The organism is Herbaspirillum sp. UBA812 (assembly GCF_002296545.1).
Taxonomy (GTDB): domain Bacteria; phylum Pseudomonadota; class Gammaproteobacteria; order Burkholderiales; family Burkholderiaceae_D; genus Herbaspirillum; species Herbaspirillum huttiense.
This window is the reverse complement of sequence record NZ_DBIC01000343.1, coordinates 1-15,881: the sequence shown is the minus strand read 5'-3', so window position 1 is coordinate 15,881 and position 15,881 is coordinate 1. Positions and strand designations below refer to the sequence as shown.

Here is a 15,881-nt window from a genome sequence, read left to right as displayed (position 1 = left end):
TGATCAATTCGCTGGGCAACCTGGGCGGCTTCTTCGCACCGGCTACCTTCGGCTACCTGGAGCAGAAGACCGGTTCCATCCAGGGCGGCCTGTATGCCTTGTCGGCGGCTTCGCTGGTGGCGGCGGTGCTGGTGTTCCTGGCACGGACCCGGCCGTCGGTGCAGGACGGCGGCGGTTCGGCTGAAGGCCGCACAGAACCGGTGGCCAAGCACGCGGTGTAAGCACGGCGCGCTATTGATTTCTCCGAGGTCTTCCTCGTTTGCGTCCGCCCGCCCGTGATCTCACGGTGCGCCGGGCGCATTTTTACGCGGGTGGAGCGCGCCGGTTTTGTCCAAGCAGAGGGGCCGGCCACACGCCTATAATGGCAGCCTGCACACCGCCATCACGGCGGAACAGTCGCCGCCTCCCAGGCGGCGAGACATCAAGGCAGCCCGTCCATGGAAACCCTCTACCACCTGATCGAGCAATACGGTCTGATCCTCGTTTTCGTCAACGTGCTGGTCGAGCAGCTGGGCGCGCCGGTGCCGGCCTATCCCACGCTGATCATCACCGGTGCGCTCTCGGCGACCGGGCGCTACTCGCCGGCGCTGTTGCTGCTGCTGGCGGTGAGTGCGGCACTCATTGCCGACTATTGCTGGTATCTCGCCGGTCGCCGCTACGGCCGCCAGATCATGTCGCGCCTGTGCCGTATTTCGCTCTCGCCGGACTCCTGTGTGCGCCAGACCGAATCGATCTACCTCCGCTGGGGTGCGCGTTCGCTCTTGCTGGCCAAGTTCATTCCGGGCTTCGCCTCGATTGCCAGTGCGCTCTCCGGCACCATGGGCACGCGTCGCATCAGCTTCCTGCTGTGGGATGCGGCGGGCAGCGCCCTGTGGGCGGGACTGGGGATTTTCCTCGGTTCGCTCTTCAGCTCGGCCGTGGATGACCTGCTCAACGTGCTGGCGCAACTGGGCCATTACGGCATGCTCATGATTGCCGTGGCGCTGGCAGCCTTCGTGGCTAACAAGTGGTGGCAGCGCCGGCGTTTCCGCAAGTCGCTGGAGATGGCGCGTATTTCAGTGGATGAATTGAATACCATGCTCGAAGAGGGCAATGCGCCCACCATCATCGATGTGCGTTCGCCGATGTCGCAGCAGGATGGCCGCATTCCGGGTGCGGTCACGATTTCCAACCAGGAAATCCAGACCTTCGTCTTCGATGGCCCCGTCGAGGGCGAGGTGGTGGTCTATTGCGCCTGTCCCAACGAGGCCTCGGCGGCCATGGTGGCGCGCCAGCTGATGCGGCGCGGCTATACGCGCGTGCGGCCGCTCACGGGCGGCATCGATGCCTGGCGCGCCGCAGGTTACGCCATCGATGTCTGAATCGCGGTGCCCTGGCGGATGGTCTTGGTGACCGGGGTCTTTTCGCAGATCTCGGCCAGGCGCGTGAGCTGTTCTTCCGACAGGGCATTGCCGAAGCTGATCTTGCGGGTGATGGTTTCCAGGCCGCTGTCGTCGCGGCCGAAGTGGGCGTCCACCGAGATGCTGCCCAGGTCCCAGCCCTTGCGGTCGGCGTACATGCGCAGCGTGAGCGAGGTGCAGGAGGCCAGCGCGGCCAGCAGCAATTCATAGGGGGCGGGACCGGTGTCCTTGCCGCCATTGCTTTCCGGTTCGTCGGACTTGAGCTGGTGGATGCGCGCCTTGATGTCCTGGGCGTAGCCGGCGGCGTTGTGCAGGGTGACGTGGGCCATGCGGGTCTCCATTCGGTGAGGTGAGGGGATGGGCGATTGTGGCACAGGCGGGCTGCGCGATCTTGTATTTTCCTGCGCGAAGCATCCCTCCCAAGACGAAATACGGACGAAAAAAAACCACGCTCGCGCGTGGTTTTTTCTTGCCGGGAGGCAGGGTGATCAAGCGAAGTTCTTGGCCACGAAGTCCCAGTTGATGATGCCCCAGTAGTTCTCGACGTACTTGGCGCGTGCATTGCGGTAGTCGATGTAATACGCGTGTTCCCACACGTCCACGGTCAGCAGCGGCTTGCTGTCGGTGGTCAGCGGAGTGCCGGCACCGGTGGTGTTGACGATGTCCAGGGAACCGTCAGCCTTCTTGACCAGCCAGGTCCAGCCGGAACCGAAGTTGGCCAGGCCTTGCTTGGTGAACTCGGCCTTGAAGGCGTCGAAGGAACCCCACTTGGCATTGATGGCGTCAGCCAGCGCGCCGCTCGGAGCGCCTTGGCCCTTCGGGGTCAGGCCGTTCCAGTAGAAGGTGTGGTTCCACACCTGGGCAGCGTTGTTGAAGATGCCGCCGGAAGATTTCTTGATGATCTCTTCCAGGGACAGGTGTTCGAATTCGGTACCCGGGATCAGGTTGTTCAGGTTGGTCACATAGGTCTGATGGTGCTTGCCATAGTGATATTCCAGGGTTTCCTTGGAAATCGTGGGCGCCAGCGCGTCCAGATCGTAAGGCAGTGCCGGAAGGGTATGTGCCATGATGAATCCTTTCAGTCTTGTTGGTTTGCTACGAAGGGGTCTTTTCCGAACCTGCGATTCTAAAGCGGAAGACAATTCTTTGCACTCGGTCAAATCTGGTGCGCGTCAGTCGCGCATCGGCCTCCAGTGCGGCAATGCGAATGGTTCCCAATGGGAGACGCTGGCCGCCAGCGCAGGCAAGACCGTAGATGCCAGTCCCTGCAAGACGTTCCAGCTCATCCACGCACTGGCTTCCGATGGTCCCACCCGTAATACGGCGCGTTGCGCTGTATTGCGCCGGAAAATGCTTATGCCAAAAAAGTCTGCCACAGCTGTCAAGCAGGGCGACAGCATCGCCTCAATCCAGCCGTGGCTGCACGCTGGCAATGCCGACCTCGGCACTGCCTTCGGCCAGGCGGATGGTGACCTCGCTGCGCGCGGCCAGCTCGGCCGGGGCGTGCAATACACGGCCCTGGCGGTCGCTGACGATGGCGTAGCCGCGCTCCAGCGTGCGTTGCGGATTGAGTAGTTCGAGCTGCGTACTCAGCCCCGCCAGCGCCTGCCGCTGGCGCAACTGCCGGGCGGCCTGGGCCCCTTGCAGGCGGCGCGTCAGGTCCAGCAGGTCGCGCCGGGCGTGGGCGGTGTCGGGAATCTGGTGCGACAGATGGGTGGCGAGTTGCTGCAGGCGATGGCGCATGCGGGTCAGCGGCACGCGGGTGGCGTGGGCGAGCCGGGTTTGCAGCGCGGCCAGTTTGACGCGCTCATGCTGTATATACGCACTCGGGTTGACCAGGCGGCGCGAGAGCCAGTCCACGGTCTGCGCTTTTTCGGTCAGGTTGCGGCGCAGGGCGCGCGTGAGGTCATTGGCGTGGCCGCGCAGTTCAGCCAGCCAGTCCTCGCGGGCGGTGGCGGCCAGCTCGGCGGCGGCCGTGGGGGTGGGCGCGCGCAGGTCGGCGGCGAAGTCGGCGATGGTGAAATCGGTTTCATGGCCGACACCGGAAATCACCGGCATGCTGGCCTCCACGATGGCGCGCGCCACCACTTCTTCATTGAAGGACCACAGGTCCTCGATGCTGCCGCCGCCACGGCACACCAGCAGCACATCGCATTCGGCGCGCGCGGAGGCGGTGCGGATGGCATTGGCGATGCGCTGGGCCGAGCCTTCGCCCTGCACGGGCGTGGGGTAGAGGATCACTTCCACATGCGGGGCGCGGCGGCGCAGGGTGGTCAGCACATCGCGCAAGGCGGCGGCCTGCGGGCTGGTGACGATGCCGATGCGGCGCGGGAAGCCCGGCAGGGCGCGCTTGCGGTCGCGGTCGAACAGGCCTTCGCGCTCCAGTCTTTCCTTCAGTTGCACGAAGGCGGCGTAGAGGTCTCCCACGCCGGAGCGGCGGATGGCTTCCACGTTGAGCTGGTAATCCCCGCGCGGCGCATAGAGCGTCACCAGGGTGCGCACTTCGACCTTGTCGCCTTCGCGCGGCATGAAGCCGGCGTATTGCGCGCGGCCCTTGAACATGACCGCACGCACCTGCGCCCCGTCATCCTTGAGGTTGAAATACCAGTGCCCAGAGGCGGCACGGGTGAAATTGGAAATCTCGCCCTTGACCCAGATCAGCGGGAAATTGCGCTCCAGCATGCGCGCCACCGCCTGGTTCAGGGCGGAGACGGTCAGGATGGGTGGGCCGCCATCGGTAGCGGAGGCGGCCGGCATGGCCTCCGGACGCGGGCGGGCAGCGGGGAAGGGCGGGAACTTGTCGGCAGGCATGGGACGCAGGGACTCCAGGGGCGATACAATGCCGCATTGTAAAGCCAAGCTGGCTGCGCTTGCCGAGCCGCGCGCAACCGGCTACATTCTGCACCGCAGAAACGGGCGTGCCGGAAAGGCCGTCAGCTGCATCAGATTCATCGCTCATCCGCATTTCTTAGGAGTACGTTTTGCTCGCCATCATCCTCGCCGCCGGCTGGCCGATCTGGCCCTTGCTGATCGCTTCCATCATCGGCCTGGCGCTGGTCATCGAAAGACTGGCTTACCTGCGCCGCGCGCGCATCCTGCCGCCGGACCTGCTGGGCGAAGTGGTCCGGGTCTACCAGAGCGGACGCGTCAACGAGGACGTCATCGACAAGCTGGAACAGAATTCGCCGCTGGGCCAGGTACTGGCCGCCGGCCTGCGCAACGTAGATGCCCCGCGTGAAGTGATGAAGGAAGCCATCGAAGAGGCCGGCCAGGCCGCCGCGCATCGTCTGGAGCGCTTCCTGACCACGCTGGGGACGATCGCTTCGCTGGCGCCGCTCATGGGCCTCTTTGGCACGGTGGTCGGGATGATCGAGATCTTTGCTTCGCAGAATGCGGCCGGAACCAATCCGGCGCAGCTTGCGCACGGTATCTCCATTGCGCTCTACAACACCGGCTTCGGCCTGGCCATTGCAATGCCGGCGCTGGTGTTCTATCGCCACTTCCGCGCCCAGGTCGACGGCTTCGTGGTTGATATGGAGCAGCAGGCCGTCAAGTTCGTGGACATCGTCCACGATGTACGCCGCTGATCCTGGACGACGGAGAACCGCATGAACTTCCGCAAGGGCCGTCCCCGCGAAGACCTGGAGATCAACCTGATCCCCTTCATCGACGTGCTGCTGGTGATCGTGATCTTCCTGATGGTGACCACCACCTACAGCAAGTTCACCGCCCTGCAGGTCACGTTGCCCACGGCCGATGCCCAGAAGGCCCTGGAACAGCCCTTCGAGATCAACATCGCCATCGACGCCAATGGCCGCTACGCCATCAACAACAAGCGCATCGCTGCGCGGGATGCGCAGGGGCTGTCGGAAGAGATGCAGGCTGCGGTGCGCAGCAGTGGCAGCAAGGCTGATCCGGTCATCATCATCAATGCCGACGCGCTGGCCACGCACCAGACCGTGGTCAACGTGATGGAGGCGGCACGCATGGCGGGTTATCCCAAGCTGACCTTCGCGGCGCAGTCGAGCAGCAAGTAGCCGGCTGCGAGCCGCACTGAAAATTTGCCAATAGCTTCACGTCATCCAGCAGCGATGGCGCGCCGGCCAGGTCGCGCCTGGCCCGCGTTTTTTTTATTCACTGGAACCCGAAAATGGCCGAATCCAGGCCCACTGCCGAAGCCATCCTGACCCGCGCCTGGCAACAGCGCGGCCTGCTGGCTTGCCTGCTGTGGCCGCTGTCGCTGCTCTTCGGCGCACTGGCGGCGCTGCGCCGCGCGTTCTTCGCGCTGGGCATCAAGCGCGCCGAACGGCTGCCGGTGCCGGTGATCGTGGTGGGCAACGTCTTCGTCGGCGGCACCGGCAAGACACCGTTTGCGATCTGGCTCATCGAGGCCTTGCGTGCGGCTGGCCTGCGTCCGGGCGTGATTTCGCGCGGCTATGGCGGCGGTGCCGGGCAGACGCTGGAGGTCACGGCCGATGCGGCGGCGGCCCAGGTGGGGGACGAACCCTTGCTGATCGTCCAGCGCACCGGTGTGCCGCTGGTGGTCGGGCGGCGCCGGGTCGAGGCCGGGCGCGCCTTGCTGGCGGCGCATCCTGAGGTGGACGTGATCATTTCCGACGATGGCTTGCAGCATTACGCGCTGGCGCGTGACATCGAGATCGTGCTGTCCGATGCGCGCGGCGTCGGCAACGGCTGGCTGCTGCCGGCCGGACCGCTGCGCGAGCCGGCTTCGCGCCGACGGGATTTCTCGGTGGTCAATGTCGGCGCGCAGGGTAGCGCATCCGGCGGCGCGCATGCCATGCGGCTGCAGGCGGACCAGGCCGTGCAACTGGCCCCGCCCGCTGCGCGCAAGCCGCTGGAACGGATGGGCGAGGGTGGCGTGCGGCTGGCGGCGGTGGCCGGGATCGGCAACCCCGGGCGGTTTTTTGCGACCCTGGAAGCGGCGGGTTTGTCCTTTGCGCGCCATCCCTTGCCCGACCATTTTGATTTCGCCATCGATCCTTTTGCAGGCCTTGCGGCCGATGTCATCCTGATCACGGAAAAGGATGCAGTAAAATGCAGGGCTATCGAGGCCATCCGAAACGACCCGCGTATTTGGGTCGTGCCTGTCTCGGCGCGCATCGACGGCGCGCTGGCTGAACATATAGTGGAGAAACTCCGTGAACGCCCGACTGCTTGATATCCTGGTTTGCCCCATCTGCAAGGGCCCGCTGGACTATGACAAAAAAGCCCAGGAACTGATCTGCAAGGCAGACAAGCTGGCTTATCCCATCCGCGATGGCATCCCCATCATGTGGGCCGATGAAGCGCGCGAACTGACGGCCGTGCCGGCAGCGCCTGCGGCCTGACGCGAGTCCCGGTCTCTTGATTCCTGATTTCTGCCTTCCTGCTGCGGTTGATTCCATGACCTTTACCGTCATCATCCCTGCGCGCCTGGCTTCCACGCGCCTGCCCAACAAGCCGCTGGCCGACCTCGGCGGCAAGCCCATGATCGTGCGCGTGGCCGAGCGGGCCGCGCTGTCCGGGGCCACCCGCATCATCGTGGCCACCGACCATCACGACATCCACGCCGCCTGCGAGCAGCATGGCATCGAAGTGGCCATGACCCGCGCCGATCACCCCTCCGGTACCGACCGCATCGCCGAAGTCGCCGCCGCGCTGGGGCTCACCGAGGATGAGGTGGTGGTCAACGTGCAAGGCGATGAACCCCTGATCGATCCGGGCCTGATTGCCGCCACCGCCGCCCACATCAAGGACGGCGTGCCCATGGCCACGGCCGCGCACGCCATCGGGACTGCCGAGGATGCCTTCAATCCCAACGTGGTCAAGGTGGTGTTGAACAAGGACGGCTGCGCCATGTATTTCTCGCGCGCCACCATTCCCTGGCATCGCGATGCTTTTGCCAAGTCGCGTGAGTCGTTGCCTGATGCCAGCGGTCCGGATCACGCCAATGAGTACGTGCCGCTGCGTCATATCGGCCTGTATGCCTACAGCAACCGCTTCCTGCAGCTCTACCCGACGCTGGCCCCGGCCCCGCTGGAACGCATCGAGGCGCTGGAGCAATTGCGCGTGCTGTGGCATGGCCACGCCATTGCCGTGCACGTGACCTCGATGGTGCCCGAAGCCGGTGTGGATACCCCCGAAGACCTGTTGCGCGTGCGCAAGCATTTCGAGGCGCCGCCGGACAGCCCGCTGGTGCAGACCATCTCCGCGCTCTGATCTTTCGTCGGTCTGGCAGGCATGATCCGCCGCAAGGCTGTGCGGATCGGCTTGCTGTAAGTTTCATGTCAAGCTGACACGACACAATCAGAGTCCGGAGACTGCTTAAAAATCAGGCGTTTGTCATGGTTCGGTAAGATTTTGTGGTAAGTTTCGTCCCAGAGCTGATGCAAACGGCGCGCAAACAAGCTGCATAACCGTCCAGATGGTAGCGATCCTCTGCCATCACGTCGCAAAAGAATTCAAGCATTCATATTCAGAAACCCTCAATTTAGGAAACGACATGCGCCTCATCCTTTTAGGAGCGCCTGGTGCCGGTAAAGGCACGCAAGCCACTTTTATCAAGGAAAAATTCAACATTCCGCAGATCTCCACCGGCGACATGCTGCGCGCGGCCGTGGCTGCGGGCACCGAGCTTGGCATCGCTGCCAAGAAGGTGATGGATGCGGGCGGTCTGGTTTCCGACGACATCATCATTGGCCTGGTCAAGGATCGCCTGCAGCAGGCTGACTGTGCCAATGGCTACCTCTTCGACGGCTTCCCGCGCACCACGCGCCAGGCCGATGCGATGAAGGAAGCCGGCGTGGCCATCGACTACGTGCTGGAAATCGACGTGCCCGACAGCGCCATCGTCGAGCGCATGAGCGGCCGCCGCGTGCACCCGGGTTCGGGCCGCACCTATCACGTCAAGTTCAACCCGCCCAAGGTCGAAGGCAAGGATGACCTGACCGGCGAAGCGCTGATCCAGCGTGACGACGACAAGGAAGAAACCGTCAAGAAGCGTCTGGCCGTGTATCACGAGCAGACTGAAGTGCTGGTGGGCTACTACGGTGATTGGGCCAAGTCGGGCCAGCCGGGCGCGCCGAAGTATCGCAAGATCGCCGGCGTCGGTCCGGTGGAAGAAATCAGGGATCGTGCATTTGCCGCCCTGGCGGAGTAAAGTGAAGCGGACTTCGGTCCGCTTTTTTTATGCTGTCGTACTGGAGGCCATCGGCTCGACAGTCAGCAAAAACTAAGTAAACCGATCACCGGTAGTGACGCCCGCCCGAGGGCGTGGCACCGGCGGCCCGGCAAGGCACAACAACTCCAATAAAAAAGGGCGACGCAATTTGCAGGCGCAGTATCGGCCGCGGCGAACCGGAACAGCAGCACCCGGACGGCGTGGCGGATGTTCGTGATTGTTGATGAGTCGTGATAACAAAGGAGACGATGATGGCACTTGCCCTGTGGTTTGCCATTGCCTGCGGCTTGGTCGCGGTGATCTATGGCCTGGTTTCTCGAAGCTGGATTCTCAAGCAGGACCCCGGCAACCCCCGCATGCAGGAAATCGCCCTGGCCATCCAGCAGGGCGCGGCGGCCTATCTGGCGCGGCAGTACCGCACCATCGCCATGGTGGGGGTGGTGCTGCTGATCCTCATTGCGCTCATTCCCGGTTTGGGCTGGCTCACTGCGATCGGCTTCCTGCTGGGGGCGGTACTGTCAGGAGCCTGCGGTTTCATCGGGATGAACGTGTCCGTGCGCGCCAATGTGCGTACTGCACAGGCCGCCACGCGCGGCATGAACGAGGCGCTGGGCGTGGCGTTCCGGGGCGGTGCGATCACCGGGATGCTGGTGGTGGGCCTGGGACTGCTGGGGGTGTCGCTGTTCTTCTGGGTCCTGTATGTCTACGGACAGGGACGCGCCGCCAGCCTGCACGATGCCATCCAGCCCTTGATCGGACTGGCTTTCGGGGCATCCCTCATCTCTATCTTTGCGCGGCTGGGCGGGGGCATCTTCACCAAGGGCGCGGACGTCGGGGCCGACCTGGTGGGCAAGGTCGAGGCTGGCATTCCCGAAGATGATCCGCGCAATCCTGCGGTCATCGCCGACAACGTCGGCGACAACGTGGGCGATTGCGCCGGCATGGCCGCCGACCTGTTCGAAACCTATGTCGTCACGCTGGTGGCGACCATGCTCCTGGGCAGCCTCATGCTCAAGGGCCTGGAAACCTTGGCGGTGCTCTATCCGCTGGCACTGGGCGGGGTGTCGATCCTGGCTTCCATCGTCGGTTGCGCGATGGTCAAGGCGCAGCCGGGCAAGAAAATCATGTCGGCGCTCTATACCGGCCTGTGGTGGTCGGCCGGCTTGTCGCTGGTCGGCTTCGCGGCGGTCACCTGGCTGCTGTTGCCGCCTGAATTGCGGGTGCCGCTGATGGGCGCGGCCGTGGTGGGCATCGTGCTCACCGGTCTCATGGTCTACATCACCGAGTACTACACCGGCACCGACTTCAAGCCGGTGCGCCATATCGCCGAAGCCTCCACCACCGGGCATGGCACCAATATCATCGCCGGTCTCGGGGTGTCGATGAAGTCCACCGCCTATCCCGTGCTGGCGGTATGCGCGGCGATCCTGGCGTCGTACTGGCTGGCAGGCCTGTACGGGATTGCGATTGCGGCGACCTCCATGCTGTCCATGGCCGGTATCGTGGTGGCTTTGGATGCTTACGGGCCCATCACCGACAACGCGGGCGGTATCGCAGAGATGTCGGGCTTGCCCGACTCGGTGCGCGCCATCACCGATCCGCTCGATGCGGTGGGCAATACCACCAAGGCCGTCACCAAGGGCTATGCGATCGGCTCGGCAGGCCTGGCCGCACTGGTGCTGTTTGCCGATTACACGCATGCGCTGGAGTCCGTCGGCAAGACGGCCAGTTTCGACTTGTCCAGCCCGGCGGTGATCATCGGGCTCTTCATCGGCGGGCTGATCCCCTATCTGTTCGGTGCCATGGCGATGGAAGCGGTGGGACGCGCGGCCGGTGCAGTGGTGGTGGAAGTGCGTCGCCAGTTCCGCGACATCCCCGGCATCATGGATGGCAGCGGGCGTCCCGAGTATGACCGCGCGGTGGATATGCTGACCTCTTCTGCCATCCGTGAAATGATCCTGCCGTCGCTGCTGCCGGTGATCGTGCCGATCCTGGTCGGGTTGCTGCTGGGGCCGTCGGCACTGGGTGGCCTGCTGATGGGGACGATCGTCACCGGGCTCTTCGTGGCCATCTCGATGACCACTGGCGGCGGTGCCTGGGACAACGCCAAGAAATACATCGAGGACGGCCACCACGGCGGCAAGGGATCGGACGCCCACAAGGCCGCCGTCACGGGCGACACCGTGGGCGATCCCTACAAGGATACGGCCGGGCCGGCGGTCAATCCGCTCATCAAGATCATCAACATCGTGGCGCTGCTGCTGGTGCCCTTGCTGCCGGCGGTCTCCTGACCCGATCTGACTGCAGCCCTGATTGTCGCCGCACGGATAGTCTGCCGTGCGGCGACCTGCGCATAATCCTCGCACCGCGAAGGGAACGCCTGCATTGCCAGGCTGGCCGATTCGTCAAATAATGCCCCCTGATGAAACCCATCATCAATGGCTCGCCGGCCAGGCCATCCGCCTGGCTGCGCGCAGATAAAAAACAGGAGACTCCATGCGTATCGAAGGAAATGTATTCATCGTCACCGGCGCAGCGTCCGGCCTGGGTGCGGCCACTGCCCGCATGATCGCCGCAGCCGGCGGCAAGCCGGTGCTGGCCGATCTCAATGAGGAAGCCGGCAGTGCGCTGGCCCGCGAACTGGGCGGCGTCTTCGTGCGCTGCGATGTCAGTTCGGAAGACGATGCCCAGGCCGTGGTGCGTGCCGCGCAAGCGACCGGCAGCCTGCGCGGACTGGTCAATTGCGCCGGCATCGCCCCGGCCGAGAAGCTGGTCGGCAAGAATGGCCCGCACAGCATGGCGCTGTTCATGAAGACGCTCAACATCAACCTGGTCGGCAGCTTCAACATGGCCCGCTTTGCAGCCGATGCCATGGCCAGGACCGAGGCACAGGAAGAGGGCGAGCGCGGCATCATCATCCACACCGCCTCGGTGGCGGCCTACGATGGCCAGATCGGCCAGACGGCCTATTCGGCTTCCAAGGGGGCCATCGTTGCCATGACCCTGCCGATGGCGCGCGATCTCTCGCGCAGCGGCATCCGTGTCATGACCATTGCCCCGGGTATCTTCGAGACCCCCATGATGCTGGCCATGCCGCAGGAAGTGCGCGATTCGCTGGGGCAGGCTGTCCCTTTCCCGCCGCGCCTGGGCCGTGCCACCGAATACGCACAGCTGGCCCGGACCATCATCGAGAACGTGATGCTGAACGGCGAGACCATCCGCCTCGATGGTGCCATCCGCATGCAGCCCAAATAGACGGCATTTGCCTGCCAATTCTCTTGTCCACGGCGAGGGGGCTGCTGATAAGCTCACCTCATGGAGACCATGGAACACAAAACAGGCTTGATCCTGACCGGCGGCGGCGCACGGGCGGCTTACCAGGTGGGTGTGCTCAACGCCCTCTCGATGATCCTGCTCGAAGCCGGCTGGCCGGTGCACAGCAATCCCTTCCCCATCATCTGCGGCACCTCGGCCGGGGCCATCAACGGCACCGCCCTGGCCTGCCGGGCGGACGACTTCGGCGAAGCCGTGCGCGAGCTGATGGCGGTGTGGAGCAATTTCCAGGTGGAGCAGGTGTACCGCGCCGATTCGCTGGGCGTGATCCGCTCGGGCGCGCGCTGGCTGTCGCTGTTCTCCTTCGGCTGGCTGCTGCGCAAGTGGCGCGCCAATCCACCCAATTCCCTGCTGGACAACACCCCGCTGGTGAGCATGCTGCATCGCCTGCTGGACCTGCCACGGCTGGATGCCGCCCTGGCCGAAGGACAGTTGCATGCGCTGGCGGTGACCGCCTCGTCCTACACCAGCGGCCAGCACATCACCTTCTACCAGTGCGCGCAAGAGATCGAACCGTGGCGGCGCACCCAGCGCCTGGCCATGCGCGACCAGATCGGCATCGATCATTTGCTGGCCTCGTCTGCCATTCCCTTCATCTTTCCGGCCATTCCGGTGTATATCGACGGCCGTTGCGAGTATTGCGGCGATGGCTCGATGCGCCAGATCGCCCCGATTTCCCCGGCCATCCACCTTGGTGCCACCAAGGTGCTCATCATCGGTGCCGGACGCATGGGCGAGAAGGGTGAGCAGGCCCCGACCAATACCCCGCATTACCCAAGCCTGGCGCAGGTGGCCGGACACGCGATGTCGGGCATTTTCCTCGACGGCTTGTCGGCCGACATCGAACGCATCAACCGGGTCAACCAGACCTTGTCGGTCCTGAACGAGGAGCAGCGCCGGCATACGCCCCTGAAACCCATCCGTACCCTGGTGATCTCGCCCTCGCAGCGCATCGACAGCATCGCCAGCCGCCACGTCGGCAGTCTGCCGCGCCCGATCCGTACCATGCTGGGTGGCATCGGGGCCACCGAGGCGCGCGGCTCGGCACTGGCGTCCTATCTGCTGTTTGAACAAAGCTTCACACGCGAGCTGATCGCCTTGGGCGAAAGCGATACCTACGCCAAGCGCGAGGAGGTCCTGGCCTTTTTTGAACCGGATACTGCCCAACTGCTCCAAGCCTCTGCCTGATTTGCTGCCGGTCAAGTTCCTGGCCTGCCGTGGTTGCCTAGCCGAAAGCAACGCGTTAATCTACCGAGTGCTGTTGCCATTCATTGACAAAATTGCAATTAACAGAATCAATGCAGACGATGCAGATGCGAGCCCGCTTCATTTCTTCCTTCTTCACCCGTTACTGGCTGGTGCTGCTGACGGCCCTGATGCTGTCCGTCCCGGTGCAAGCCAAGGGGCCGGTGCCGGGCAACTTGCCGGAGGTCAATCTTGACCAGCTGCCGCGCGAAGCCCAGCAGACCATGGCCCTGATCCGTCAGGGTGGGCCCTTCCCGTATGAAAAGGATGGTGCGGTCTTCGGCAACTATGAAGGGGTTTTGCCCAAGCAAAAGCGCGGGTATTATCGCGAATACACGGTCAAGACGCCGCGCGCCCGCAATCGCGGGGCCCGTCGCATTGTCAGCGGGGGAGAACCGGCCACGTCGGGCGAATACTATTACACCAGTGACCATTACAAGACCTTCCGCCGGATACGCGACTGATCTTGTACAGCGCAGGGCCGGGTGCGCGAGTCCTGTTGCAGCAAGCCACACAGCAGGCCAGCCATCACCATCACGACAATTACGACAACCACGACAGCCACACAGCCCCGCCTATGAATACTGAAGGCAAAATGAGTTTGTTCAAAACGGTGCCGCCCAATATCGTTCAATCGATCCGCGCCTTTCGCGTGACCGAGCTGCAGCAGGAGGCCGCGCACCTGCAGCAGCACTTTCTCTATGCCTATTGCGCCGAGGCCGTGACCAAGCAGCAGGTGCTGACCACCATTGCCACCGCCTTCCAGTTTCCCCGGCACTTCGGCAAGAACTTCGATGCCCTGCATGACTGCCTGACCGACCTGACCCACAAGGCCGGCAAGCAGATCGGTTTCGTCGTGGTGCTGGAGCAACTGCCCAACACCCAGAAATTCGACAAGGAAGCGCGCGAGACCTTGCTCGACGTCTTCCGCGATGCGGCCGATTACTGGGCTGAGAAGAAGGTGCCGTTCCGCGTTTTCTATTCCTTCCAGTAAATTTTCTTCACATTTTGATAAACCTTTTACGCCACGCCGGACCTTTCACATAGTGAAAACCGGCGGCGGAGGGGCTGTCAGCAGGTACAATGCGCACACCATGAGAAGCATTGTCATCCTGATTTCCGGACGAGGCAGCAATATGGAAGCCATCGTCCGCGCTGCACAGGCCGAGCGGTGGCCTGCCCGAATCGCCGCCGTCATCAGCAACCGCGCCGACGCCAGCGGCCTCGAATTCGCCGCCAGCCACGGCATTGCCACGGCCGTCGTGGCCAACCGCGACTATCCTACGCGCGACCAGTTCGATGCCGCCCTGCGCGAGCAGATCGACGTGTTCGCGCCGGACCTGGTGGTACTGGCCGGCTTCATGCGGATCCTGACGGCACCGTTCGTCAATCATTACCGGGGCCGCATGCTCAATATCCACCCGTCGCTGTTGCCCAGTTTCCCGGGCCTGGCGACGCACCGGCAGGCACTGGCGGCCGGCGTGAAGCTGCATGGCGCGACCGTGCACTTCGTCACGCCCGACCTCGACCACGGTCCCATCGTGGCCCAGGCCGCCGTGCCGGTGCTGGAAGAGGATAGCGAGGAGACGCTCGCCGAGCGTGTCCTGGAACAGGAACATGTGATCTATCCGCGCGCCGTGCGCTGGTTCGTGCAAGGCCGCCTGGCACTGGACGGCGCGCGCGTGCGCCTGGCCGCCGAAGCCTGAGCGCAGACGAGCAAACACCGTCGCGCAACCCTTATCTTGAATTGAATTGAATCTGAAGGACCTAGCATGAGATTGCCTCCCGCGATCATTCCCCATACCGAAGAACTGCTGCGCGAAGTGCTGCGCTTCACCGGCCCGGCCGACGTCACCCTGTCGCGCTACTTCCGCGACAATCCGCGCCTGGGCAGCCGTGAGCGCGGCGTGATCGCTGAAGCGGTCTACGGCCTGCTGCGCAACAAGACGGTCCTGACCAACTTCGCTGAATCCGGCAGTGGCCCGATGATGCGCCGCCTGGCCCTGCTGGGCCTGGCCGATGCGGTCGGTGCCGAATCCATCGCCGGCCTGCAGGAAGGCGAAGCCGAGTGGCTGGAGCGTGTGGCCCAGATCGACCGCACCCAGCTGGCCCCCCAGATGCGCAGCAATCTGCCGCCCTGGCTGTGGGAAAAACTGGTCGCCCGCATGGGCGAGGAAGCCACCCTGCAACTGGCTGATGCCATGAACCGTCCGGCTCCGCTGGACCTGCGCGTCAATGCCCTCAAGGCCGACCGCGATACCGTCATCGCCGAACTGGCCAAGGCCCCGGTGGCTTGCGAGCCGACCCCGTATTCTCCGCTGGGCCTGCGCGTGTTCAAGAAGCCGGCCCTGCAGAACCTGCCGCTGTTCAAGGACGGTGCCATCGAAGTGCAGGATGAAGGCAGCCAGCTGCTGGCCCAGATCGTCGGTGCCAAGCGCGGCGAGATGGTGGTCGATTTCTGTGCCGGTGCCGGTGGCAAGACCCTGGCACTGGGCGCGCTGATGCGCAATACCGGCCGCCTTTATGCCTTCGACGTTTCCGAAAAGCGCCTGGCCAAGCTGAAACCCCGCCTGGCGCGCAGTGGCCTGTCCAACGTGCATCCGGTGGTGATCGCCCATGAGAACGACGCCAAGGTCAAGCGCCTGGCTGGCAAGCTCGATCGCGTGCTGGTGGATGCCCCTTGCAGCGGCCTGGGCACCCTGCGCCGCAATCCCGACATGAAG

General features: G+C 64.0%; 17 protein-coding genes and 1 pseudogene. 15 read left to right on the top strand and 3 right to left on the bottom strand.

From position 1 onward, the window contains the following. Window positions 1–221 (top strand): annotated as a pseudogene (locus B3873_RS23140) (MFS transporter); the annotation flags it as partial. Between the two features lie 216 nt (window positions 222–437). After that, a complete protein-coding gene (locus B3873_RS23135) occupies window positions 438–1,361 on the top strand; it encodes a DedA family protein/thiosulfate sulfurtransferase GlpE (protein ID WP_039785118.1) in 924 nt (307 codons plus the stop codon). Here the strand turns inward: B3873_RS23135 and B3873_RS23130 are convergent. From B3873_RS23130 to xseA, 3 genes are all read right to left on the bottom strand, one after another. Continuing rightward, a complete protein-coding gene (locus tag B3873_RS23130) occupies window positions 1,343–1,729 on the bottom strand; it encodes an OsmC family protein (RefSeq protein WP_286869270.1) in 387 nt (128 codons plus the stop codon). The genes B3873_RS23135 and B3873_RS23130 overlap by 19 nt on opposite strands. A gap of 159 nt (window positions 1,730–1,888) precedes the next feature. Further along, window positions 1,889–2,467 (bottom strand): superoxide dismutase [Fe], encoded by a 579-nt coding sequence (sodB, locus tag B3873_RS23125; RefSeq protein WP_034339352.1) that lies wholly within the window; start codon window positions 2,465–2,467, stop codon window positions 1,889–1,891. A gap of 337 nt (window positions 2,468–2,804) precedes the next feature. After that, window positions 2,805–4,157, bottom strand: coding sequence for an exodeoxyribonuclease VII large subunit (gene xseA, locus B3873_RS23120; RefSeq protein WP_414651567.1), 1,353 nt, complete (start codon window positions 4,155–4,157; stop codon window positions 2,805–2,807). A 224-nt stretch (window positions 4,158–4,381) separates the two neighbouring features. Between xseA and B3873_RS23115 the strand changes: the two genes are divergently transcribed. From B3873_RS23115 to B3873_RS23055, 13 genes are all read left to right on the top strand, one after another. Next, on the top strand, window positions 4,382–4,987 hold the full coding sequence (locus tag B3873_RS23115) for a MotA/TolQ/ExbB proton channel family protein (RefSeq protein ID WP_034339345.1): 606 nt from the start codon (window positions 4,382–4,384) through the stop codon (window positions 4,985–4,987). 21 nt (window positions 4,988–5,008) lie between these two features. Continuing rightward, complete coding sequence (locus tag B3873_RS23110) at window positions 5,009–5,437, top strand: ExbD/TolR family protein (protein WP_034339343.1); 429 nt, start codon at window positions 5,009–5,011, stop codon at window positions 5,435–5,437. Window positions 5,438–5,550: 113 nt separating this feature from the next. After that, window positions 5,551–6,579 carry a tetraacyldisaccharide 4'-kinase gene (lpxK, locus tag B3873_RS23105; RefSeq protein WP_286869267.1) on the top strand — a complete coding sequence of 343 codons (1,029 nt, stop codon included), beginning with the start codon at window positions 5,551–5,553 and terminating at the stop codon, window positions 6,577–6,579. Beyond that, a complete protein-coding gene (locus B3873_RS23100; protein WP_034339340.1) occupies window positions 6,560–6,748 on the top strand; it encodes a Trm112 family protein in 189 nt (62 codons plus the stop codon). The genes lpxK and B3873_RS23100 overlap by 20 nt, the downstream gene beginning before the upstream one ends. A gap of 55 nt (window positions 6,749–6,803) precedes the next feature. Beyond that, on the top strand, window positions 6,804–7,619 hold the full coding sequence (kdsB, locus tag B3873_RS23095; RefSeq protein ID WP_209531984.1) for a 3-deoxy-manno-octulosonate cytidylyltransferase: 816 nt from the start codon (window positions 6,804–6,806) through the stop codon (window positions 7,617–7,619). Between the two features lie 283 nt (window positions 7,620–7,902). Beyond that, window positions 7,903–8,559, top strand: a complete 657-nt coding sequence (gene adk / locus B3873_RS23090) for an adenylate kinase (RefSeq protein ID WP_008326404.1) — start codon at window positions 7,903–7,905, stop codon at window positions 8,557–8,559. A gap of 272 nt (window positions 8,560–8,831) precedes the next feature. After that, complete coding sequence (locus B3873_RS23085) at window positions 8,832–10,871, top strand: sodium-translocating pyrophosphatase (protein WP_209531982.1); 2,040 nt, start codon at window positions 8,832–8,834, stop codon at window positions 10,869–10,871. A 205-nt stretch (window positions 10,872–11,076) separates the two neighbouring features. After that, window positions 11,077–11,835, top strand: a complete 759-nt coding sequence (locus B3873_RS23080; RefSeq protein ID WP_286869266.1) for an SDR family NAD(P)-dependent oxidoreductase — start codon at window positions 11,077–11,079, stop codon at window positions 11,833–11,835. 60 nt (window positions 11,836–11,895) lie between these two features. Further along, window positions 11,896–13,101, top strand: coding sequence for a patatin-like phospholipase family protein (locus B3873_RS23075; protein ID WP_034339323.1), 1,206 nt, complete (start codon window positions 11,896–11,898; stop codon window positions 13,099–13,101). Window positions 13,102–13,226: 125 nt separating this feature from the next. After that, window positions 13,227–13,622, top strand: coding sequence for a ribonuclease domain-containing protein (locus B3873_RS23070; protein ID WP_121044780.1), 396 nt, complete (start codon window positions 13,227–13,229; stop codon window positions 13,620–13,622). Then, a complete protein-coding gene (locus B3873_RS23065; RefSeq protein ID WP_414651566.1) occupies window positions 13,619–14,152 on the top strand; it encodes a barstar family protein in 534 nt (177 codons plus the stop codon). Before B3873_RS23070 ends, B3873_RS23065 begins: the two co-directional genes overlap by 4 nt. Window positions 14,153–14,252: 100 nt before the next feature. Continuing rightward, the gene (purN, locus tag B3873_RS23060; RefSeq protein WP_209531978.1) at window positions 14,253–14,864 is read left to right on the top strand and encodes a phosphoribosylglycinamide formyltransferase; all 612 of its coding nucleotides are present in this window, start codon (window positions 14,253–14,255) and stop codon (window positions 14,862–14,864) included. 66 nt (window positions 14,865–14,930) lie between these two features. Beyond that, window positions 14,931–15,881: RsmB/NOP family class I SAM-dependent RNA methyltransferase (locus tag B3873_RS23055; protein WP_286869265.1), on the top strand; the 951-nt coding region annotated here is incomplete at its 3' end.